The sequence below is a fragment of the Bacillus sp. ME78 genome (assembly GCF_903970865.1).
Classification (GTDB): Bacteria; Bacillota; Bacilli; order Bacillales; family Bacillaceae_G; genus Bacillus_A; species Bacillus_A cereus.
Genome location: NZ_CAJCKK010000034.1, coordinates 1 through 20,563, shown reverse-complemented (window position 1 = coordinate 20,563; position 20,563 = coordinate 1). Strand labels below are relative to the sequence as shown.

Sequence of the window (20,563 nt, the reverse complement as noted above, 5' to 3'; positions counted from 1 at the left end):
TCTCTCTCCCTTCTCATCGTTTTATTACACATGTAATAAAGATTGGTCTCCGATCATTTCTGATACAGTTTCAATTACTTTTTCTGGTGTTGGCAAATACAACTTTTCAAGTGGTGGTGAGAACGGAACAGGTGTATGTGGTGCTGTAATTCGTTTAATAGGTGCATCTAACAAATCAAAACCTTTATCCGCTACAATTGCCGCAATATCTGTTGCAATACTACATCTAGGATTCGCTTCGTCAATGACGATAAGACGATTTGTTTTTTCAACAGATAATAAAATAGTATCTTCATCAAGTGGTGATAAAGATCGTGGATCAATTACTTCTACTTCAAGCCCCTTTTTCGATAATTGCTTTGCAGCTGCAAGCGCTGTATGAACTTGCTTTCCGATTGCGACAATTGTTACATCAGAACCTTCCCGTTTAATATCTGCTTTTCCTAATGGAATTGTATAGTATCCTTCTGGCACTTCACCTTTCATATTGTAAAGTGTTTTATCCTCAAAGAAGATTACTGGATCATCATCTTCAATTGCCGCTAATAATAAGCCTTTTGCATCATACGGTGTGGAAGGAACAACAACTTTAATACCTGGTATGCTCGTAAATAATGCGTACAAACTTTGTGAATGTTGAGCTGCTGCACTAAAACCAGCGCCATGCATCGTACGTACTGTAACGGGTACTTTTGCTTTACCTCCAAACATATAACGGAATTTCGCACCTTGGTTTAATACTTGGTCAAGACAACTACCGATAAAATCATTAAACATTAACTCAGCTATCGGACGTAACCCAGTTGCAGCAGCTGCCATCGCAGCTCCCATATAACCCGCTTCAGAAATTGGTGTATCCAATATACGATTTCGGCCAAACTCTTGTACAAGTCCTTTCGTAACACCAAGAACACCACCCCAAGCTTCATCATCTTGCAGGTGATCAACTTGTGCACCGCCTGCAACATCTTCACCTATTAAAATTACATTTTCATCACGACGCATTGAGATTTTCATCGCTTCATTAATTGCAGTTGACATACTTACTGTTCTAGTCATAATTTTTCACCCTCCTCTTATTTGTAAGAAACGTATACATCTTTTAATAATTCTTCATCGTCTGGGTATGGACTATTTTCACTAAATTCAATGGATCTTTGTACTGCATCATCTACTGCTTTTTCCATATCAACAAGTTCAGATTCTGTTAATAAACCTTCATGAATTAAATGCTTACGGAAATTCACAATTGCATCTTTTTCATTTAAATGTTCTTCTTTTTCTTCTGATGTTTTATATGTTTGTGCTTCACCTTCGAAATGACCATAATTACGATATGTCATACATTCAATAATTGTTGGACCATCACCATTACGTGCACGTTCCACTGCTTCTGCAGCAGCTTTATATACAGCTAGAAGATCTTTTCCATCTACTTGAACACCTGGAATATTATAAGCTTTTGCGCGATCAGCGATAGAATCACAACTTGAAGCATATTCAAATGTAGTTGCTTCACCGTAACCGTTATTTTCTGCAATAAAAATAACTGGTAACTTCCAAATCGCCGCTAAATTAACCCCTTCATGGAATGTTCCTTCATTATTTGCTCCGTCACCGAAGAAGCAAACACTTACATCTTTTGTTCCTTTATATTTAGCTGTTAATGCTGAACCGCAAGCAAGTGGGAAACCCCCGCCTACAATACCATTCGCACCAAGCATTCCTTTATCTAAATCGGCAATATGCATGGAACCGCCTTTACCTTTACATAATCCTGTCGCTTTCCCGAAAAGTTCAGCCATCATACCATTTAAATCACAACCTTTTGCGATACAATGTCCATGACCTCTATGTGTACTTGTAATACTGTCACTATCCGTTAAGTGGGCACATACACCAACTGCTACCGCTTCTTCACCTGCGTATAAATGAACGAAACCTGGCAAAACGCCTTGCGCGAACAATTCATGCACCTTATCTTCAAACTTACGAATTTCTAACATTTTTTCGTACATCCAACGAGCTTGTTCTTTCGTAATTTCATTCCCTTTACTTTCAGTTGTTTTTAACATGTCCAGCCCTCCTATTTTCTTGTTCGTCTTTTATATTGCAAGTATTGTGCCAATTTCGAATTCTTGTTTTAATAGGTTTTCTCTATCTTTAAACAATAAAAAAGTGGACAAAATGAGACGTTTGTCTCGTTTTGTCCACTTTTGTTCCCTTAATAAGAGAATTGTTACTTTATTCATTATCAAAGCTCTTCTGTAATTTTCGGATGTAAATAATTTGACCAATATGATATGCATTATGAGTTGTTACATTCGCTAGCACTTCCCACCACTTTGCAGAAACAGGAAATCCCACTACATCACTTTCAACCTTTTCTTCATTTATGAGATTTTGCCATTGTAACAGTTTTTCTAGTAGTTTTTCCCGTAATTCATCGAAAGTTTGATTATCTGAAAGCATAAAACTTTTGTTATTATCTCCTATAGCGGGTACTGCATTCACATTTGATTCTTTATACCTAGTTTGCCACGTAGAGTTCCAATACAGTAAATGTTGTACGATTTCAGCTATACTATTACTCTCTTCATTCGGTTTCCAGAAAGCTTCCCTCTCAGATAAATCCTTAACTGCATCTGAAAATGGCATATACCAACTGGGATCATTTGCATTCGCTAATAGCTGATCTGCTAATACAGCTTTTACATGGACCATTTTTCTTCCCTCATTTCATTATCATATTAATATACACTACTCTATATACGCTGATTCCCTATAATCCCCTTTTTTTACATACAAATTGATTTCATACTAAATGTAAGAATAATAGATTTTCTTATCATAACTCGTTATGATAAAAGAAAAAGAAAGCTGGCGAAAAATGAATAAAAAAATCGCAATAATTACTGGAGCCTCAAGTGGATTTGGACTATTAACTACACTCGAACTCGCAAAAAAAGATTATTTAGTTATCGCTACAATGCGAAACCTTGAAAAACAAGGAACCTTACTATCCCAAGTTACTCAACTTAACTTACAGCACAATATAAAAGTTCAACAATTAGATGTAACAGATCAAAATTCTATACATAATTTCCAATTGTTTTTAAAAGAAATTAATAGAATAGATCTCCTTATAAATAATGCAGGATTTGCAAATGGGGGCTTTGTAGAAGAAATCCCAGTAGACGAATATCGAAAGCAATTTGAAACGAACCTTTTTGGAGCTATATCAATCACTCAGCTTGTTTTACCATATATGAGAGAACAAAGAAGCGGAAAAATCATTAATATAAGCAGCATTAGCGGCCAAGTTGGATTTCCTGGTTTATCTCCTTATGTATCTTCAAAATATGCATTAGAAGGCTGGAGTGAATCGCTTCGCTTAGAAGTAAAACCTTTCGGAATAGACGTCGCTTTAATTGAACCAGGTACTTATAACACAAACATATGGGAGGTTGGTAAACAACTAGCTGAAAACCAATCTGATACAACATCTCCTTACAAAGAATATATGGATAAAATACAAAAACATATTAATAGCGGTAGTGATACATTTGGTAATCCGATAGATGTTGCTAATAAAATCGTTGAAATTGCTGAAAAAAAGCGTACTACTTTACGATATCCTATTGGAAAAGGTGTAAAATTTATGATCTTTACGAAGAAGATTCTTCCTTGGAAATTGTGGGAATACCTTGTTTTGAGAAGCTTTAAGAAGATGTAATAACCTTTTTGAAAACTATTTTGAAAGAGGTGCTAATTAAATGTTAGGTTTACCGTATGGGAAAGTGTTTTTAGTGCCGTGGACTGAAGAATGGGAAATTGAGTTTATGAAAGAGAAACAAATCATTGAGGAACAAATTGGCGAACATATTTTAGCGATACACCATATTGGTAGTACTTCTATTCCATATTTAAGTGCAAAGCCAATTATTGATATAGCAATTGAATTAGAAAATTATACGGACGGTATACATTGTATTAAAAAGTTAGAACTACTAAACTATAAATATAGAAAAGAAGTATTACCCGAAAGATACTATTTTAATAAAGGTGAACCAAGAACTCATCAAATTCATATGTATGGACAAGGGAATACATATTTAATAGAACAATTACAATTTCGTGATTACTTAATAGACAATAAAACTGCACGCATGCAGTATGAACAGTTAAAGATTCAACTTTCACAAGCTAATCCTACTGATAAACATAAGTATGCAGAGGATAAAACTAATTTCATTACATCTATATTAACTAAAATAAATGCTTAAATAAACAAGAAACCATTTAGTAGTAAATGGTTTCTTGCTTATTAGTTATTTCATTATTTGTACTATCAAATTTTTATTATACAGCAGGTGGAAAGAAGTAAAATAGTATCGAAGTCATAAAAATAAACGTGCATACCCCAATTACCGAAAATATATATTCTTTCGACTCTCTATCATACTTCCATTCCATCAATGCTCTTAAGATTAACGTCCCACCTAAATAAGAAAAAATGACATAAGCGATATTAACACTTTCAAATTTAAAGATAAATATAAAGCTAGTTATTAAATAAATAAAAAGTAGTCCTATTTCCATTTTTTTATGTAAACTATTTACATGTTTCTTATATCCCCAAAAACCACCCTTGGGCATATTAAATTTTTTTCTTAAAAACTTATCGAGAAAGTAGACAGCTATACAAAAAACAATAGTTATAATCCAAAAAGTAGAAGCTCCCATTTTCACCCCTCCTATTATTTCATTTAATTACTTGAAATAAATTGGACTATATTACGGTTATCCCCTTCTAAATAACTTATGATGCCTTCAGGATATGTCGGCTTCTCCTGTAATTCCTCTAGACTTTTCCAAATTAATATAATATCCTCATGCTCTTTATGCCTTATTTCATTTGTAATGATTTTTTCAACAGTCCCCCAATGTATCAATGTACAATGATGACCATTTTCGTTGCCCCACTCAAAAATGTGTTCATTTACAATTGCTAACTCTTGAACATCAACTTTCAAATCGTATTCTTCTATTAACTCTCGAATCATTGCTTCTTTTGACGTTTCACCAAATTCAATAGAGCCACCTGGAAAACGGTAAAATGATTCATTCTCATCACATTGTACAAGTACTTTTGAATGTTCGTCGTTTACAATCATTATTTCAGCACGTAATTTAGGTATTTTCATTTTGTCACTCCGTTCATTCCACATATGATTAAATCCAATAACTATAAAAGAAGAGATTAAACATAATTCCTGTTATTATTAATAATGGAACTGTCCCTAAAGAAATGACATATTCCCTCGATTCTTTATCAAATTTCCACTCCATAAATGATTGAAAGCAGTATAAAGTTATTAAAAATAAAATGGGTAAATTACTAATATAAACGGGATTTAAAGTAGCACATATCATCGTAACAATTATATAAGAAATAATAAGAGCCCTAGTGCCCCATTTATGAAAGTTGTTTACATATTTACTATTCCAGGCAGTTTGTTTCGGTATATTTAATTTTTTTCTCACTACTTTTTCCAAAATAACTACAAATATGATTCATAATACTAATAAAATTACTTTAACTAAAAACAGTGATGTCTCCTCCTTTACCTTTTCTCCGGCTGATCACTCGGATACGTAGCACTCTCTTTATTTTCAACGTCCCAACTAATTATAGTCGCACTATCGCGTCCGAATTGATGATGAACTTGCTCTAATACATGATGAACACTTTCTTCAAGTTTTTTATTATTTCTATTCATATTATTATACAGATTTACTGGCGTTTCATATCGGCGTTCCCCGCATTCTAATACTCCATCTGTCACCATTACAATTCGGTTCTTTCCAGTACGTAATTCACGAATACCTGATGAATAACAAGGAACAGGTAAATCAAATGTGTTTACATTTCCAATCCATTCGTAAAAATGACGTTGATTTAATGCATATTGTCCTAACTTATGTAACTCTTCATGAAATACATACACTAAACAATCACCAATAGAAAGCCACCATATATAATTTTCTTTTCTTACACATAGTAAGCAAGCTGTTTCACCTTGTATTCTTTTGCACTTTTCCTTAAATGAAGGTGACTGAAAAATTGTAAGTATATGATTTTCAACAGACTGAAATACTGTATCAATTCGTTCATTCAAAATTACGCTTATATTTTCATATTCTTTGTCGATTGTATTTACTACTAAATCAACACTTTCCGTACTATTATGCCCATCTAAAATAGCTGCAAATTCCCATTCACCATTTGACCAAACTAATGCACCATCTTCATTCTTTTTCGCTCCAGCACTTATATTCCCGCCATATTTACCAAGTACAATATCACCATATTGCTTAACTGAAATTTCTCCTAAACACATTTCTATATTTCCAACCCATGAATATTGTGTATTATTTGTTGTATGCATACTCATTTACCATATACTTACGTATTCTTTCGCATAGTTTTTTTATTTTCTCTTCATCACCATATGGTGCACCAGTCCATTTCGCTACTTCGGTTGGTGACCAAAATTCTTTTGGTGTATTTGGATAACGTGGAATAATGTGCATATGCATATGTGGTACACCATTTCCTGAAACAAAAGTGTAAATATGCTCTGCACCTTCGCTTTCTTTTAGCGCTTTACTTACTCTACTTGTTATAAGTCCGAACGCTTTCGCTTCTTCATCTGTTAGTTCAGCAAGGCCAGGTACATGTCTTTTTATATCTATCATTACATAACCTAGGTATGTTTCTTCACTATCCCAGTAGACATGTCCAACGTAAACGAGTTCATCTTCGTAAATAGCTCCACCTGGAACTATAATATTTCCTTTATGTTTTTCGCAAATGAAACAGTTTTGTTCTATTTGATTGTTTGTTGACATATCCATCACCTTCCTTTTCATATATAATAGCACAAAAAAAGGAAAAATAGGTTTAACATTCCGAATTTTCATTCTTTTGATGCAACAATTTTTGAAATGAATTTACATCTCATTATTTCTTCAAAAACGCAATCCCAATTATAATCCCAATCACAATTCCGATTACTAAATTATTTGTAAAGTGCCCTTGAAATACACCGATTACAACCCCTATACCGACACCTATTGCCAAAGCATCATTTCTTTTTTTATTTTTAGCCAAAATTGCATCTCCTCCCATCATTTCTGCTTAAACAACATGCATTCACTTAAATGTATTAATATACGCACTATCTCGCTTGAATCTTTTCAAAAAATGCACTTTAACTTCATATATAATATTTTCCATTTTCTGTACATACTCCTTTTATAATGAAAAAATTTCAAATAACCATTAAATATATATAGGCATTTACTATAAGAAAGATCCGTATTTTATTGAAGGAGGAACGATTCAAATGCATCCTCATTGGAATCCAAATATAAATCAACAGTATGTTTATTCCCCCATCCTGTAAGGAATACATTGCATCATGATTCACAATATATGATGCAGCGCATCGCAAGTCTTGAAAGTCAGTTAGCTAAATTAATCTCATTAATTGAAGAAAATAATCAATTAATTAAATCCATGGAACAACAGCAAAACCAAGTTTCTGCACCAGCTGGAGGTTCTGTTATCGTTCGTATGTAAACTGGATGCAATAAAAAACACACTTTGTAGTATAAAAGTGTGTTTTTTGGTCATTATTTTCTTTTCGTATGGAACCCTTGTGTAATTCGGTCTAATATAATTGCGATTACTACGATAGCTAATCCAGCTTCAAATCCCATTCCGATATTAACTTGTGTTACCGAGCGATATACATCAACTCCAAGTCCTGGAGCTCCTACAAGTGATGCTGTTACAACCATCGATAATGAAAGCATAATACTTTGGTTCACACCAGCCATAATCGTTCCGGTTGCAAGTGGTAATTGTACTTTAAATAGTTTTTGTGATGCAGTGGATCCAAATGCATTCGCTGCTTCAATTAAATCTTCTGGAACTTGTCTAATTCCTAAGTCAGTAAAACGAATTGTCGGTGGCATTGCAAAGATTACTGATGCAATAATGCCAGGTACTACACCTACTCCGAAAAATGTGATCGCTGGAATAAGGTATACGAATGCAGGCATTGTTTGCATAAAATCTAATGTTGGTTTTAAAAATTTTGAGAAACGTTCATTTTGAGATGCTAATATACCAATTGGAATTCCGACAATAATTGAAATAATAACTGACGTAAGTACGAGTGCCAATGTTTGCATCGTTTGTGCCCAGTAGTTAATATTCAAAATAAATAATAATCCAATAAGCGTAAAAATGACTAAAGATGGTTTTCTCGTTGTGTACCAAATGAGGAAACATAAGATAATAATCATCAATATGGCAGGTATTATTGTTAAAAAATTAGTGAGTAAATCAACGAATCCACCAATAATATAAGAGAATCCTCGGAATAAGCCTTCAAAGTGCTCATATAAACTTGCAACAAATGAGTCGACCCATTCCCCTAATGGAATACGCGGTATACTATTCATCGTCTTTCACCTCTTCCTCAATGTTTCCTGCAAGAGCTTGAATGACACTTTCACGTTTAATAATTCCTCTTAGCCTTTTCTTCTCATCGATTACTGGTAACGGATATTTCATCTCCGCCATTTTTGCATACGTCTCTTCCAGTAAAGTATCTAAATACACATGCGGAATATCATTAAGTAATAAATCAGCAATCGGCCACTGTTTTTGTACTGCCTTACTCGCATCATCCGCAGTTAATATACCTAAAAACTCATACTTTTTGTTTACAACATATACAGTTGAAACACCAGCATTCCTCATAATTTGAAGAGCTACACGAGGTCCACGATCAATTAATAAAGTTTCTGGTCGTTTTAAAATAGACTCCGCCGTAATTACTTTTCCTAAATTCACGTCCGCAACAAACTTTTCTACAAATTCATTAGCGGGGCTCATCATAATTTCTTCTGGCGTTCCAATTTGAACGATTTCTCCATCTTTCATTAATGCGATACGATCTCCAATTCGAAGCGCTTCATCTAAATCATGCGTAATAAATATAATCGTTTTTTCCATTTTATCTTGCAACTCTAACAATTCATCTTGCATTTCTTTTCGAATAAGTGGATCTAATGCACTGAATGACTCGTCCATTAGTAATACATCTGGATTATTCGTTAGTGCCCTTGCGATTCCAACGCGCTGCTGCATACCACCACTAAGTTGACTTGGATAATTATCTTTATGATGATCGAGTCCTACTAACTGTAGCGATTCTAACGCTTTTTTCTCTCGCTCTTCAACCGGAACTCCTTGTATTTCTAAGCCATATGCAACATTTTGTATAACTGTACGATGCGGAAATAGAGCGAATTTCTGAAAAACCATACTCATTTTCGTTCTTCTTACTCTCCGTAACTCTTCTTTTCCCATCGTTGCGATGTCTTCACCATCTATGTATATATGACCTGCAGTTGGTTTAATCAATTGATTTAACATACGAACTAGCGTAGATTTCCCGCTACCAGACAAACCCATAATAACGAAAATTTCTCCAGAGTATACTTCAAACGTTGCTTTTTTCACCCCAACGTTCATTCCTGTCTCTTTTAAAATTTCCGATTTACTTTTTCCCTCTTTTAATAAGGAAAGGGCTCTTTGCGGATGTTTCCCGAATACTTTTGTTACGTTTTCAACACGCACCTTTGTATTATCCATGTCACTACTCCTTTTCTACCCATCTATTCACATAGTGTTGCGATTTTACAAAGAAATATTACATAAAAATGACATTCATAAGATTTCTTTAAAATTCTCGTTTCCGTTCATAATAAGAATGCTTACTTATACATTTATTTTATAAGGCAAACGTTACTTAGGAGGTTTTCGATGCGAAAGAAAATTTGGTTTATATGCCTTGCATTATTTATTACTATGATTTTCACTTCATGTAATGCAACAAATGCAAATTCGAAAGGAAAAATTAAACTTGGTGTAACAAGTTGGAAAGAAAATATTGCAACTGCAAACATGTGGAAAGTTTTATTAGAAGAAAAAGGCTACAAAGTTGAGCTCATGTATTTAGAAAAAGCCGCAATTTGGACTGGTGTTGCTCGTGGCGATGTTGATGCGAATTTAGAAGTATGGCTACCAGTTACAGATAAACCGCTAAACGATCGTTATAAAGATGATATTGTCTTAAAATCAAAATGGTACGAAGGTACTGGACTAGGTTTAGTCGTCCCTTCTTATATGAAAAACATAAACAGTATCGAAGATTTAAATGCTCATAAAGATGAACTAGATAATAAAATTGTCGGTATCGAACCCGGTAGTAGTCTTATGAATTTAACGAATAAAGCAATGAAAGAATATGATATAAAACTAAAACTTGTCCAATCCTCTGAAGCTGCGATGATGAGTGAACTAAAGAAAGCATATACAAAAAAGAAACCAATCGCTGTTACGCTTTGGAATCCGCATTGGGGGTTTTCAGAATTTGACTTGAAATATTTAAAAGACCCTAAGAAAGTATATGGTGAAAAAGATGACATTTATTACTCCGTTCGTAAAGGTTTCGAAAAAGATCACCCAGATGTTATAAAATACTTTGATAAATGGAAAATGAACGATGAACAGCTCGGTACGTTAATGGTCATGTTAAATAAAACAAAAGATCCTGAAGAAGCTGCGCGAAAATGGATTAAAAAAAATCAAGCATTAGTTGATGAATGGGTAAAGGATTAATAAAAAGGCTAGAGAATTAATATATCCTCTAGCCTTTTTCATCTTATTTTTTCGTAACAACATCATCTACAATCCCATATTCCTTCGCTTCTTCTGCAGTCATAAAATAATCTCTTTCTGTATCATGTGCTACTCTTTCAATCGGTTGGCCTGTTTTTTCTGCAATCATTTTATTAATATCATGCTTTAACTTTAATATTCTTTTCGCAGTTATTTCAATTTCTGTTGCTTGCCCTTGTGCACCACCAAGCGGCTGATGAATCATAATTTCACTGTTAGGGAGCGCAAACCGTTTTCCTTTTGCTCCAGATAATAATAGCAATGCACCAAATGATGCCGCAAAGCCCATGCACAGCGTTTGCACATCTGGTTTAATTAAATTCATCGTATCTAATATTGCAAAACCTGCTGTCGTTGAACCGCCGGGGCTATTGATGTATAAGAATATATCTTTCTCTGCATCTTCTGCTTCTAAAAATAATAATTGAGCTACGACACTACTCGCTACTTGATCATTAATTTCTGAACCGATAATAATAATGCGGTCTTTTAATAACCTTGAGTATATATCATAGGAACGTTCTCCTAATTTTGTTTGTTCTACTACATATGGAATTGCATTCATTTTAAATCCCTCCAATACTTGTTATGCTGCGCAAAGCATACAACTGTAGGAAGAAGGTTGTTTCACATTAAATAATAAGACTGGCTGTTTAGATGGTAACTTAGTAAAATCTATTGACGGAAGCAGTTTCGTTAATAATTCCGGTCTCTCTTCTCGAATAGACGTTACTACAACTTCCATATCATCTGTGAATTCGACTATCTCGACCCCTTCTTCACTTACAGTTTTCAGCCTATTTCTACTCCGGAATAAAGAAGCTTTCACTGCACCTTCTGATACAGAACACACTTTAGCAATATCAGCGATACTATATTGAAAAACATCTTTTAATAATAAAATTGCGGATTGCTGTACATTTAATGAAGACAATACTTTCCCTACCATTTCATGCAAATCTGCAATGTTCTCATGTGGTTCTTCAGAAGTGATTTGTTCTCTTATTTTTTCATGAACAGACTTAGACTTCATCTGATCTAACCAACGATTTCTTGCTATTTTATAGACGAGTGTCATACAAATATCTTTATTTCTATATTTTTGAAGTACTTTACACACTGTTTCTTGGGCGAGATCTTCCCCATCCCATTTGTTTTTCGTTAAAAAAGTACAGTATCTTTTTAACTCTCCATATTGTTCAATTAAAAAGTTTATATTTGAATGATTCATATCGATACGGTTCTTTAAAACATGAGTTACTTTTGTGCACAAAATAACCACTCCTTTTCAGCGCTTACTTAATAAACGATTCAACATTAAAAAAAGTTACGGGGATATAAAAAATAATGTTTATGTTCAATAATTCGCGGTCATAAATATGTTATGTACAATTTTACGTGAGGAGGAACAAATTTGCCAAAATTAACAATTGAAGGTGCGGGAACATTTGATGTAAAAGAAGGAACGAAGTTAGTATTAGCAATTGAAGATAGCGGTGTCAACATTCTTCATCGTTGCGGCGGGAATGCACGTTGCACAACTTGTAGAGTAGAAATACTAGCAGGTGATTTCTGTGAAGCGAGTGCGAATGAGAAACATGCAATGACGGAAAAAGGGATTGAAGATCATTTACGATTATCTTGTCAAATGCGTGTACATAAAGATATAGTCGTTCGTCCGGTACTTACAGTTGAAAATTCAGGTCTTGATGCTGGACCGCGTCCGGCGGAGTAAAGCGATGAATTTAAAACAGCTCGCTGGCGAATATGCCGCTAACTTTGTAAATGATGGCATGAAGATTGGGCTTGGTACAGGTTCTACTGTATATTGGACAATACAAAAATTAGGTGAGCGTGTAAAAGAAGGATTATCATTTCAAGCTGTACCGACATCAAAGGAAACTGAAGCATTAGCACAGCAACTAAATATCCCCCTAATTTCGTTAAACGACGTACAAAGTCTTGATCTTACAATTGATGGAGCGGATGAAATTGATTCAAATTTACAGCTTATAAAAGGCGGTGGCGGTGCATTACTTCGTGAAAAAATCGTTGCCTCTTCCTCTAAAGAACTAATTATCATTGCTGATGAATCGAAACTTGTAACACATTTAGGTACTTTTCCATTACCTATTGAAATCATCCCTTTTTCATGGAAACAAACCGAAAATAAAATTCAGTCTTTAGGGTGTCAAACAACATTACGTTTGAAAAATAATGAAACCTATATAACCGATAACAATAACATGATTATCGATTGTATATTCCCTAATCATATTTCTAATCCTGCCCATTTACACACTCAATTAAAAATGATTACTGGTGTAGTTGAAACAGGGTTGTTTATAAGTATGACGAGTAAAGTAATTATCGGCGCTAAAAATGGGATAAAAGAATTGTAATAAAAGCTAACTTTTTAAAGTTGGCTTTTTAGTATGTTCTTCTCTTTATAGCGCATTATTATGATATACTATGAAAACACAAGCTGATTACATTAGAAAGGACTGAACATTTTGCAATCCAAACTTATAACAGAACTTACTGATTTAGAAACTGCCTTTCATATTCGAAAAGAAGTATTTGTAAAAGAACAAGGTGTCCCTCTTGCAGATGAATTCGATACATTCGATGAAATCGGAGAGCAATGTAAACATATTTTAGTTTATTATAATGAGCTTCCTGTAGGTACAGGGCGTATACGATTTGTTGATGGCGTCGGAAAATTAGAACGTATTTGCATTTTAAAAGATTATCGTACATACGGATTAGGTAAAGTTATTATTCAAACGTTAGAAGAAATTGCTCGTAACGAACAAGCTACAAAAGTGAAACTACACGGGCAAACACAAGCTGAAGGATTTTATAAAAAATTAGGTTATGAAACTTCTTCTGATATATTTATGGAAGATGGCATTCCGCATATACTTATGACGAAAATGTTATCATAATAAAAAGGGTAGTGTATGAATCTTATGTATTCATACACTACCCTTTTTTATTAATAGAAAAGTGAATTCTCAAGATTCCCTTTTTCATCAAAGCCCATCATCTCTTAGTTCATATCTAGGTAAAGCTTACACTGTTTTCCATAATGATAATGCATAAATCCAGTTCGGATCACCATTTCCTTGATAACTCTGGACTGCTTCATATACTTTTCCTTCGTGTAGAACTCTATCTCCCTTTTTATATGCTTTTTTTGCATCCCACGCTTCATATAAAGCGCTTTCGGTTTTTGTAGTAATTGTGAATATATCACTCTGTACGGATTCATTTCCAGCTACATCAACAGCTTTTACTACATATTTATAAGTAGTATTAGCGAGCAGATTTTTATCCATATAAGAAGTTGTATTGGATGTTGCAATCTTTTTCATTGATCCTTCTGTTTCTCTATAAATATCGTAATGGTCTACACCAATATTATCGTCAGATGGACTCCACATTAAATCCACACTTGACGCTGTCGTTCCCATACTATGTAATCCTTTTGGTTGTGTTGGTGCTTCTGTATCAGGAATCTCATCTGTTGTTTTTACTGTAAGCGCTGTACTTTCTTTCGATACATTTCCAGCTGAGTCAATTGCTTTTACAGTATAAGAGTATTCTGTGCTTGGTTGTAATTTCTTATCAATAAAATGAGTGCCTAGTACTGTATCGATCATCTCTCCGTTACGGAAGATTTGATATCCTTTTACCCCTACATTATCCGTAGAAGCGTTCCATGTTAGTTCTACACTATTCGCTGTTACTTTTTGCGTCTGAAGTCCATTTGGAATACTTGGCGCTTCTATGTCTGGTTTCACATCATTAATAAGATTAACATCAATTACATTATAGAATGCATTTGCTGTATCAGCTACATCCCATACTGCTAAAATCACATGATATCCACTACGATCAGTAGGTACATTGATTTTATGAGTTAAATTATTTGAAGCTGCAGAACCATCATGTTGTACAGTTCCAATTGGTTCGAAATCTGCTCTTGTTAGCGCTTTATTTGGATTCCATCCTTTTTTAGTAATATAGTAATGCCACTTACTCGTTAAGTGAGGCGCAGTATACTTCCAAGTAAATGTATTTTCCCCACCAGTGATTGTATTTTTAAACCAACGATTTGCTGTTTGTTGATCTAAAATACCGCCAAATTTTCCGCCTGCTGAAGCAATTTGTCCATCTACTGGACCACCTTGTGGGAACCCTTTTGGAGCTTCTAAACTTTGTGGTTCATACATAACACTTCCACAGTTTACATTTAGCGCACCATAAGTTGGACTACATAAAGCGGATCGGCTACTAGGCTTTTCAACAAAACCGTGCGCATAAGCATTTTGAGGAATAAGTGTCGTACTAATAATTCCAGCTGTTAATGCTACAGCTCCTAAACTTTTTTTGTTCATTTTCATATTTTGTAGTTGTTTTAAAAATCGATTATTCATGTTCATGTCTCCTTCTTGTTATACTTTGTAGTGGAATGTGGGCTTTGATGTAAAAGAATAACAAGAGACAAACTTGTACCGATGTATGTGTTAATTATGCATACACCGCAGTGAAATTATATTTTTCTTGTGAAATATTTCACTTTATGAATATATCATGACATAGAAATTACCTGAGTATGTGCAGAAGTTGTGCAGAAACAGTGAAATTATTACTAACATGTAAAACTAAGTCCTAACATTTTAAAATACAATTTGAATATATTTATCTATCATCTTTACTTCATAATTAACAATACATTTAACTGGTTAACTTTTATTCTTATACTTATATTTCTCAGTGCCTTAGTTTTAACCATACTAGATATTAAAAATAAGAATTATAAAGTTAAATAAAAAGCATCCTATTTAGATGCTTTTCTAATGTATAATTTCATTTTTTTCACTGACCTACAAATATAAAAATTTCATCAACAGCTTCCTTATATCCACCTGATTTTTGGAAAGATTCCTTCAAATTCAAAGCAACTTCTTTAAATGAACGATTATTTAATACTATTTCTACACTTTCACTTAGTTGATCCACAGTTAATCCTTGCATTTGTAATTTTACTCCTGCTCCAAGACTCTCCACTTGCTTTGCGACTACTGGCTGATCTGCACTTTGCGGTATTACAACGAGCGGAACCCCGTTATACAGTCCTTCATGCGCACTGTTCATCCCGCCGTGTGTAATAAATAGTTTCGTATATGTAAGCAGCTCAGTTTGGGGTACATAGTTTTTCACAATGAAGTTTTTAGGGATTTCGCCTAGATCACTTATTTTTGTTTTACTACCAATAGACATAACAATTGTATGCTCACTATTCTCAAAGGCCTTCATACACAGTTTATAAAAGTCAATCGCTTCATTAAAAACAGTACCTAATGAAATATAAATCGGACTTTTTACTTCAATTGAAGTAAAATCAACGTCTCTGTTTTTCATTTGTGCAGAGATAGATGGTCCTACAAATTTATATGTTTCATCAAACGTATCACCAAAAGGCTGGAACTCCTTAATTGTATACACAATAGTAAGGGGTGCAGGATTACAGAAAACTTCATACGATGATTTTATTTCAACACCATATTTTTCAGCAATTCCCTTCGTTAAGTTTTGAAAATCATTCTGTATTTTATCATGAATTTCTACTGGGATATTTTTTGACAGATGACCTAACATTTGCTCAAAAGATTTTTCATCCTGCGCAAAAGATGTACATGAATTTATGGCTGGAAGTTTAAGGATTTGAGCAATTAAATGGCCACAGCCAAACATAGAATCATGAATTATGTAATCAAAATGTTCACCTTCAATTTGTTCTAAAACGCTAGGTATTACAATATCCGCTGTATGTAGAAGGCCATTTATTCTTTCCTGTAAATAATTTCTGCCTCCAGATAGAAACGCTTTTATAAATTTTTGATCATCAATCGTTCGTACAGTAGCACCTGTCTTCTCAATCCGCTCCCTGAAAGCTTCTATTGAAAAATAAACGACCTCTTCACCACGAGAAATCAATTCATCTACAACTTGTAAAGTTGGATTTATATGTCCTTCTGATCCAGCATTAATAAATAAAACACGCGCCATAATAAACACTCCTTACGTTAAATCATTTCTATGTTGGCAAGAGTATAGATCCCCTTCGTATCATATTCCTGCTAAATTGACCTAGCAAGTCTAAAACCGAGATCTTCTATATGAAATGTAGGATGGCTTCGGCGACGACAAGTAGCGCCGCAACCTCTCGCTGCTTCAGCCCAACTACCTCCACGAAAAATGCGGTATGTTCCGTATACTTTTTCATCATACAAATCATAGCACCATTCCCAAACGTTCCCTAACATATCATAGAGTCCCCATGCATTCGGTTCCTTTTGGCCAACGTCATGAATATGTCCATTTGAATTTTCATTATACCATGCTATATCATGAAGTTTCCCGTATGTATATCCGGTTGTACCTGCTTTACATGCATATTGCCACTCTGCCTCAGATGGCAATCGGTAGCCATTTGAATCTAACTTACATCTAACAATTTGACCACCATCACTAATAGAATAATATTCTTTTAATCCTGCTTTTTTTGAAAGTACATTACAAAACGCAATGGCATCGTTCCATGAAATATTTACAACTGGTTTATGATTATTTTCAAAATTATTTAATGTACTATTTGTAATAGCATCATATAGTTCCGTTGTTACAGCATACTTTGCAAGAAGAAATGGTTGAATTTGTACTAGCCATTCTTTTTTTATTCGATCATCTCTTAATACTACCTCTCCAGCTGGAATATTGACCATTAATGAATCAATTAGTTGAATTAAATCGTTAGTCATTTTCTATTCCTCCAAACGTTCATTTTATATGAACTTATAGTCATATACTCATTACAAAATACAATTTTCAAAATGCGTTAAATTTTTCATAATAAAAAACGATTAGTTTTATTAAACTAATCGGTAAGATCTACAAAGAATTGTTTTGTTACATTCTATTATTATATGTGCTCTAAAAATTTCCGAACCTCATTTGGAGATTTTAAAACAATAACCTTTTTCTCTTCGGGAAATTGCTCTAACCCTTTTAAAATTGTAGGTCGTTTAGCATTAGGATATTCCCATATCCATTTAAAAAATTGCAAATCAAATCTTTCTTCACATCCCGCGCCCATATCTGGTCTTGTTTTATTTCGGTATTTTACAATTCTTTTAAAAGCCCTATAAACACAAATTGTTCTATGAATATCAAGGAAGATAATTGTATCAGCTGCATTCAGTCTTATACCCATCGTCCCGCCATAATTCCCATCAATAATCCATTTCTCATCTTTAATTAAGTTATTTTGAACTGTTATTTGTTCTTCTCTCGGAACACCTTCCCAATTCGGTTTCCAAAATAATGCATCAAGATGATGCACCTTAATATTTAATTTATTCCCTAACTGCCTTGCTAATGTAGATTTTCCTGAACCACCAGAACCAATTAATATTATTTTTTTCATAAAGGGCTCCTTTTTAAAATCGATTATTTCCTCCGTAACATAAACTCACAAAGTATTCCCACTCCAACACCAATTGTATAAGCCACTAAATCACTCCACAAAAAACCGTATCCCAACACGAGTCCGCCTAAAGTCGTTGCACGAATGCTATCTATCCACTTCGCATGATACAATTGGCTCACTTCAATCCCGTAGCAAAACATTAAACTAATAAAAGCCAACTTCTTCGTCTCTGTTTTAGGAAACAAAAATCCAAAGCCAGTGAAAATCATTAATGCCCATAAAGCATCGCCTAAGTAATTATTTAATAGATGTGGTAGTGCAAAAGAAAACTTTCTTGAGCTAAGACCTAAAATAATAACAACTATAGTAAATAGTGCATATAATACTCTATTTCGTTTCGTATTCATTTTAAAGTCTCCTAATATGTAATGTAAAACTGTAAATAGCTAGTAAAACAAAGTTATTTTACTAGCTATTTATTAATTGCTTTTATGATAAGAAAATGTGGATTCATATTTAAATAATAATATGATTTTTTGTCTACTTCTTTCATCTTTTCAACTGCCTTCGGTTCCACTATCTCTTCTAATACAAAATAATTTGTAGTTTCATTTATTATGTCTTGTAGTGACCTTCTGAAAAATTCGACTTCAATTGTAATGTTCGGTTTAACCCAAGTATCTATTAATAGCTGTTTTTCAAAATAACTTTCACATGGAAACTTTGTGAAATCCATAAAAGGATGATGGATAGAATATATAAGTTCTCCACCCGGCTTCAATACGCGACGAAATTCTTGAAATACTTGATTCCAATTTTCTAAGTAATGAAGAGTTAACGAACTTACAATCACATCATACGTATTATTTTCAAATGGCAATGTTTCTTGCAGATCATGACAAAGGAACGTTGCTTCTTCTCCTATATTTTCTTTTGCTGCTTTTACCATTTCAGGACTTACGTCAATTGCTGTAACATTTGCTCCTCTTCCTATGAATTGAGAAGTATACCATCCAGCTGCACATCCAGCATCTAGTATCTTTTTTCCTTCTAGTTCCTTTGAAATAAGCTCCATCATCGCCGGTCTTTCATAATAACTGTTATATGGATTTGCGAAATCTAGATTTTCTTTATATGTACTCGCTAATTTATCATACGTATCTTTAATCGAATCTTTCATTACACACACTCCTAATACATATTAATTCATTAACTCCTGCTGCTTTTTCTTTGAAAATGATTGTAGTACTAGATCATACGACCAATCAATCATTTTATTAATTTGCTCCTGCTCTATACCCTTATGAATATAAACGGTATTCCAATGTTTTTTATTCATATGATACCCTGGAATAATTGTTTCTGGATAATCTTCTCTTATTCTTAATGCGACTTCTGGATCACACTTCAATGTAATCGCAGCTTTTTCGCCTTCTTCATGATTTACTATCGCAAATATTTTATTATTAAGCCTCATACATGTTGCACTCCAACCATCTGGAGAATCTTCTGTCGCTTTTCTTTTCGATAAACAGTACGCTCTTGTTGCATTCATTTTAATTGGCACCTCTTATTCTTTCCCTGTTTGATTACGATGCATCACAATTTGCTTCGTTGTTTGAAATTGTTGCTCACCATAAAACTTTATTAGCTTCTCTCCGCAAAATAGACTAACAATATCAATATGAGATATTTCTCGAAGTAATATTGTTAGCATCTTCTCTCCAATACCTTTATTTCTTACACTCTCATGTACGACAACATCTTCAATGTATGCTCGAAAAACACCATCAGAAACGACTCTAGCAAATCCAACTAATTCATTTTCTTCCCATACTCCAATGGCTATGCTATTCTTTAATATTTTTTCAATATCGACTTCTTTTCTTTCTGGCCACCAACCGACAGAATCATAAAGTTTTTTTATTTTTTCTGCACAGATTAGTTGTTCTTGTTGCAATTTATACGTGTACATATTCTTTCTCCTATCAAACAGTATACATAATATTATTATAATCTCTTTTCAAAAAAGTGCTGACTATGACCTTTCGGGTGATCTTCAACAATACCATACTCCCTGTAACCGTGCTTTTTATAAAATTCTGGTGCTTGAAAACTAAATGAATCTAGCAATATTAATCTACACCCTTTTTCCTTCGCAATCCCTTCAATTTCATGTAAAAGTTGGCTGCCATAACCGTCATGACGAACTGATTCATCAACCCATAAAAATTCGATAT

The 20,563-nt window shown here is 33.8% G+C and carries 28 protein-coding genes and 1 pseudogene; 7 read left to right on the top strand and 22 right to left on the bottom strand.

The window, feature by feature from the left end; genetic code table 11:
* Positions 1-24: 24 nt before the first annotated feature.
* The 3 genes from acoB to H6481_RS24530 all read right to left on the bottom strand — a co-directional run bounded on the left by acoB (position 25) and on the right by H6481_RS24530 (position 2,724).
* A complete protein-coding gene (gene acoB, locus H6481_RS24540; protein ID WP_182813421.1) occupies positions 25-1,059 on the bottom strand; it encodes an acetoin:2,6-dichlorophenolindophenol oxidoreductase subunit beta in 1,035 nt (344 codons plus the stop codon).
* A gap of 17 nt (positions 1,060-1,076) precedes the next feature.
* Positions 1,077-2,075, bottom strand: a complete 999-nt coding sequence (gene acoA / locus H6481_RS24535) for an acetoin:2,6-dichlorophenolindophenol oxidoreductase subunit alpha (protein WP_000921275.1) — start codon at positions 2,073-2,075, stop codon at positions 1,077-1,079.
* Positions 2,076-2,244: 169 nt separating this feature from the next.
* A complete protein-coding gene (locus tag H6481_RS24530) occupies positions 2,245-2,724 on the bottom strand; it encodes a DinB family protein (protein ID WP_000233778.1) in 480 nt (159 codons plus the stop codon).
* 166 nt (positions 2,725-2,890) lie between these two features.
* On the opposite strand from H6481_RS24530, the gene H6481_RS24525 reads away from it, so the two are divergent.
* A complete protein-coding gene (locus tag H6481_RS24525; RefSeq protein WP_220464104.1) occupies positions 2,891-3,736 on the top strand; it encodes an oxidoreductase in 846 nt (281 codons plus the stop codon).
* A 40-nt stretch (positions 3,737-3,776) separates the two neighbouring features.
* Positions 3,777-4,286 carry a GrpB family protein gene (locus H6481_RS24520; protein WP_065483969.1) on the top strand — a complete coding sequence of 170 codons (510 nt, stop codon included), beginning with the start codon at positions 3,777-3,779 and terminating at the stop codon, positions 4,284-4,286.
* 76 nt (positions 4,287-4,362) lie between these two features.
* Here the strand turns inward: H6481_RS24520 and H6481_RS24515 are convergent, their stop codons facing one another.
* The 6 genes from H6481_RS24515 to H6481_RS24490 all read right to left on the bottom strand — a co-directional run bounded on the left by H6481_RS24515 (position 4,363) and on the right by H6481_RS24490 (position 7,195).
* Positions 4,363-4,746 (bottom strand): DUF4181 domain-containing protein, encoded by a 384-nt coding sequence (locus H6481_RS24515; protein WP_098818810.1) that lies wholly within the window; start codon positions 4,744-4,746, stop codon positions 4,363-4,365.
* A 23-nt stretch (positions 4,747-4,769) separates the two neighbouring features.
* Positions 4,770-5,207 carry an NUDIX domain-containing protein gene (locus tag H6481_RS24510; RefSeq protein WP_141435874.1) on the bottom strand — a complete coding sequence of 146 codons (438 nt, stop codon included), beginning with the start codon at positions 5,205-5,207 and terminating at the stop codon, positions 4,770-4,772.
* A gap of 28 nt (positions 5,208-5,235) precedes the next feature.
* Positions 5,236-5,559 carry a DUF4181 domain-containing protein gene (locus tag H6481_RS24505; RefSeq protein ID WP_098033233.1) on the bottom strand — a complete coding sequence of 108 codons (324 nt, stop codon included), beginning with the start codon at positions 5,557-5,559 and terminating at the stop codon, positions 5,236-5,238.
* Positions 5,560-5,627: 68 nt separating this feature from the next.
* Positions 5,628-6,452 carry a PP2C family serine/threonine-protein phosphatase gene (locus tag H6481_RS24500; RefSeq protein ID WP_182813417.1) on the bottom strand — a complete coding sequence of 275 codons (825 nt, stop codon included), beginning with the start codon at positions 6,450-6,452 and terminating at the stop codon, positions 5,628-5,630.
* Complete coding sequence (locus H6481_RS24495) at positions 6,436-6,936, bottom strand: HIT family protein (protein ID WP_003291689.1); 501 nt, start codon at positions 6,934-6,936, stop codon at positions 6,436-6,438. Before H6481_RS24495 ends, H6481_RS24500 begins: the two co-directional genes overlap by 17 nt.
* Positions 6,937-7,027: 91 nt before the next feature.
* Positions 7,028-7,195, bottom strand: a complete 168-nt coding sequence (locus H6481_RS24490; RefSeq protein ID WP_000508401.1) for a hypothetical protein — start codon at positions 7,193-7,195, stop codon at positions 7,028-7,030.
* Between the two features lie 217 nt (positions 7,196-7,412).
* Between H6481_RS24490 and H6481_RS24485 the strand changes: the two are divergent.
* Positions 7,413-7,648, top strand: a pseudogene (locus H6481_RS24485) (hypothetical protein).
* 53 nt (positions 7,649-7,701) lie between these two features.
* Here the strand turns inward: H6481_RS24485 and H6481_RS24480 are convergent.
* Both H6481_RS24480 and H6481_RS24475 read right to left on the bottom strand, forming a co-directional pair.
* Positions 7,702-8,538 (bottom strand): proline/glycine betaine ABC transporter permease, encoded by an 837-nt coding sequence (locus H6481_RS24480; protein WP_016081306.1) that lies wholly within the window; start codon positions 8,536-8,538, stop codon positions 7,702-7,704.
* Positions 8,531-9,736 carry a glycine betaine/L-proline ABC transporter ATP-binding protein gene (locus H6481_RS24475; protein WP_000370606.1) on the bottom strand — a complete coding sequence of 402 codons (1,206 nt, stop codon included), beginning with the start codon at positions 9,734-9,736 and terminating at the stop codon, positions 8,531-8,533. The genes H6481_RS24480 and H6481_RS24475 overlap by 8 nt, the downstream gene beginning before the upstream one ends.
* A 171-nt stretch (positions 9,737-9,907) precedes the next feature.
* Here H6481_RS24475 and H6481_RS24470 point away from each other — a divergent pair, with 171 nt between their 5' ends.
* Entirely contained in the window at positions 9,908-10,765 is an 858-nt protein-coding gene (locus H6481_RS24470) for a glycine betaine ABC transporter substrate-binding protein (RefSeq protein WP_001227615.1), read from the top strand.
* A 43-nt stretch (positions 10,766-10,808) separates the two neighbouring features.
* Here H6481_RS24470 and clpP read toward each other — a convergent pair whose 3' ends face one another.
* Positions 10,809-11,390, bottom strand: a complete 582-nt coding sequence (clpP, locus tag H6481_RS24465; protein ID WP_000991612.1) for an ATP-dependent Clp endopeptidase proteolytic subunit ClpP — start codon at positions 11,388-11,390, stop codon at positions 10,809-10,811.
* A 21-nt stretch (positions 11,391-11,411) separates the two neighbouring features.
* Positions 11,412-12,098, bottom strand: coding sequence for an RNA polymerase subunit sigma-70 (locus tag H6481_RS24460; RefSeq protein ID WP_016512688.1), 687 nt, complete (start codon positions 12,096-12,098; stop codon positions 11,412-11,414).
* A gap of 141 nt (positions 12,099-12,239) precedes the next feature.
* On the opposite strand from H6481_RS24460, the gene H6481_RS24455 reads away from it, so the two are divergent.
* The 3 genes from H6481_RS24455 (at position 12,240) to H6481_RS24445 (ending at position 13,773) form a co-directional block, all read left to right on the top strand.
* Positions 12,240-12,560, top strand: a complete 321-nt coding sequence (locus H6481_RS24455; RefSeq protein WP_001125388.1) for a 2Fe-2S iron-sulfur cluster-binding protein — start codon at positions 12,240-12,242, stop codon at positions 12,558-12,560.
* A 4-nt stretch (positions 12,561-12,564) separates the two neighbouring features.
* Complete coding sequence (gene rpiA, locus H6481_RS24450) at positions 12,565-13,227, top strand: ribose 5-phosphate isomerase A (protein ID WP_016081304.1); 663 nt, start codon at positions 12,565-12,567, stop codon at positions 13,225-13,227.
* Between the two features lie 111 nt (positions 13,228-13,338).
* The gene (locus H6481_RS24445) at positions 13,339-13,773 is read left to right on the top strand and encodes a GNAT family N-acetyltransferase (RefSeq protein WP_043935622.1); all 435 of its coding nucleotides are present in this window, start codon (positions 13,339-13,341) and stop codon (positions 13,771-13,773) included.
* 126 nt (positions 13,774-13,899) lie between these two features.
* Here the strand turns inward: H6481_RS24445 and H6481_RS24440 are convergent, their stop codons facing one another.
* The 9 genes from H6481_RS24440 to H6481_RS24400 all read right to left on the bottom strand — a co-directional run.
* Positions 13,900-15,267, bottom strand: coding sequence for a lytic polysaccharide monooxygenase (locus H6481_RS24440; protein ID WP_182813415.1), 1,368 nt, complete (start codon positions 15,265-15,267; stop codon positions 13,900-13,902).
* A gap of 442 nt (positions 15,268-15,709) precedes the next feature.
* Entirely contained in the window at positions 15,710-16,903 is a 1,194-nt protein-coding gene (locus H6481_RS24435; RefSeq protein WP_182813413.1) for a macrolide family glycosyltransferase, read from the bottom strand.
* Between the two features lie 71 nt (positions 16,904-16,974).
* Entirely contained in the window at positions 16,975-17,655 is a 681-nt protein-coding gene (locus tag H6481_RS24430) for an SUMF1/EgtB/PvdO family nonheme iron enzyme (RefSeq protein ID WP_063547515.1), read from the bottom strand.
* 161 nt (positions 17,656-17,816) lie between these two features.
* Positions 17,817-18,320, bottom strand: coding sequence for a DNA topology modulation protein (locus H6481_RS24425; protein ID WP_063547517.1), 504 nt, complete (start codon positions 18,318-18,320; stop codon positions 17,817-17,819).
* A gap of 23 nt (positions 18,321-18,343) precedes the next feature.
* Positions 18,344-18,730 (bottom strand): DUF2809 domain-containing protein, encoded by a 387-nt coding sequence (locus H6481_RS24420; RefSeq protein ID WP_065483986.1) that lies wholly within the window; start codon positions 18,728-18,730, stop codon positions 18,344-18,346.
* 65 nt (positions 18,731-18,795) lie between these two features.
* Positions 18,796-19,503 (bottom strand): class I SAM-dependent methyltransferase, encoded by a 708-nt coding sequence (locus H6481_RS24415; RefSeq protein WP_078993753.1) that lies wholly within the window; start codon positions 19,501-19,503, stop codon positions 18,796-18,798.
* Positions 19,504-19,524: 21 nt separating this feature from the next.
* A complete protein-coding gene (locus tag H6481_RS24410; protein WP_000994624.1) occupies positions 19,525-19,878 on the bottom strand; it encodes an MmcQ/YjbR family DNA-binding protein in 354 nt (117 codons plus the stop codon).
* A gap of 15 nt (positions 19,879-19,893) precedes the next feature.
* Entirely contained in the window at positions 19,894-20,298 is a 405-nt protein-coding gene (locus H6481_RS24405) for a GNAT family N-acetyltransferase (protein ID WP_063547521.1), read from the bottom strand.
* Positions 20,299-20,333: 35 nt separating this feature from the next.
* On the bottom strand, positions 20,334-20,563 hold a 230-nt coding region (locus tag H6481_RS24400; protein ID WP_182813411.1), incomplete at its 5' end, for a GNAT family N-acetyltransferase.

Bases quoted from the DNA above. Each gene is read 5' to 3' on its own strand.
- acoB (WP_182813421.1), bottom strand. From the start codon at position 1,059: ATGACTAGAACAGTAAGTATGTCAACTGCAATTAATGAAGCGATGAAA.
- acoA (WP_000921275.1), bottom strand. From the start codon at position 2,075: ATGTTAAAAACAACTGAAAGTAAAGGGAATGAAATTACGAAAGAACAA.
- H6481_RS24530 (WP_000233778.1), bottom strand. From the start codon at position 2,724: ATGGTCCATGTAAAAGCTGTATTAGCAGATCAGCTATTAGCGAATGCA.
- H6481_RS24525 (WP_220464104.1), top strand. From the start codon at position 2,891: ATGAATAAAAAAATCGCAATAATTACTGGAGCCTCAAGTGGATTTGGA.
- H6481_RS24520 (WP_065483969.1), top strand. From the start codon at position 3,777: ATGTTAGGTTTACCGTATGGGAAAGTGTTTTTAGTGCCGTGGACTGAA.
- H6481_RS24515 (WP_098818810.1), bottom strand. From the start codon at position 4,746: ATGGGAGCTTCTACTTTTTGGATTATAACTATTGTTTTTTGTATAGCT.
- H6481_RS24510 (WP_141435874.1), bottom strand. From the start codon at position 5,207: ATGAAAATACCTAAATTACGTGCTGAAATAATGATTGTAAACGACGAA.
- H6481_RS24500 (WP_182813417.1), bottom strand. From the start codon at position 6,452: ATGCATACAACAAATAATACACAATATTCATGGGTTGGAAATATAGAA.
- H6481_RS24495 (WP_003291689.1), bottom strand. From the start codon at position 6,936: ATGAAAAGGAAGGTGATGGATATGTCAACAAACAATCAAATAGAACAA.
- H6481_RS24490 (WP_000508401.1), bottom strand. From the start codon at position 7,195: ATGGGAGGAGATGCAATTTTGGCTAAAAATAAAAAAAGAAATGATGCT.
- H6481_RS24480 (WP_016081306.1), bottom strand. From the start codon at position 8,538: ATGAATAGTATACCGCGTATTCCATTAGGGGAATGGGTCGACTCATTT.
- H6481_RS24475 (WP_000370606.1), bottom strand. From the start codon at position 9,736: ATGGATAATACAAAGGTGCGTGTTGAAAACGTAACAAAAGTATTCGGG.
- H6481_RS24470 (WP_001227615.1), top strand. From the start codon at position 9,908: ATGCGAAAGAAAATTTGGTTTATATGCCTTGCATTATTTATTACTATG.
- clpP (WP_000991612.1), bottom strand. From the start codon at position 11,390: ATGAATGCAATTCCATATGTAGTAGAACAAACAAAATTAGGAGAACGT.
- rpiA (WP_016081304.1), top strand. From the start codon at position 12,565: ATGAATTTAAAACAGCTCGCTGGCGAATATGCCGCTAACTTTGTAAAT.
- H6481_RS24440 (WP_182813415.1), bottom strand. From the start codon at position 15,267: ATGAATAATCGATTTTTAAAACAACTACAAAATATGAAAATGAACAAA.
- H6481_RS24435 (WP_182813413.1), bottom strand. From the start codon at position 16,903: ATGGCGCGTGTTTTATTTATTAATGCTGGATCAGAAGGACATATAAAT.
- H6481_RS24430 (WP_063547515.1), bottom strand. From the start codon at position 17,655: ATGACTAACGATTTAATTCAACTAATTGATTCATTAATGGTCAATATT.
- H6481_RS24425 (WP_063547517.1), bottom strand. From the start codon at position 18,320: ATGAAAAAAATAATATTAATTGGTTCTGGTGGTTCAGGAAAATCTACA.
- H6481_RS24420 (WP_065483986.1), bottom strand. From the start codon at position 18,730: ATGAATACGAAACGAAATAGAGTATTATATGCACTATTTACTATAGTT.
- H6481_RS24415 (WP_078993753.1), bottom strand. From the start codon at position 19,503: ATGAAAGATTCGATTAAAGATACGTATGATAAATTAGCGAGTACATAT.
- H6481_RS24410 (WP_000994624.1), bottom strand. From the start codon at position 19,878: ATGAATGCAACAAGAGCGTACTGTTTATCGAAAAGAAAAGCGACAGAA.
- H6481_RS24405 (WP_063547521.1), bottom strand. From the start codon at position 20,298: ATGTACACGTATAAATTGCAACAAGAACAACTAATCTGTGCAGAAAAA.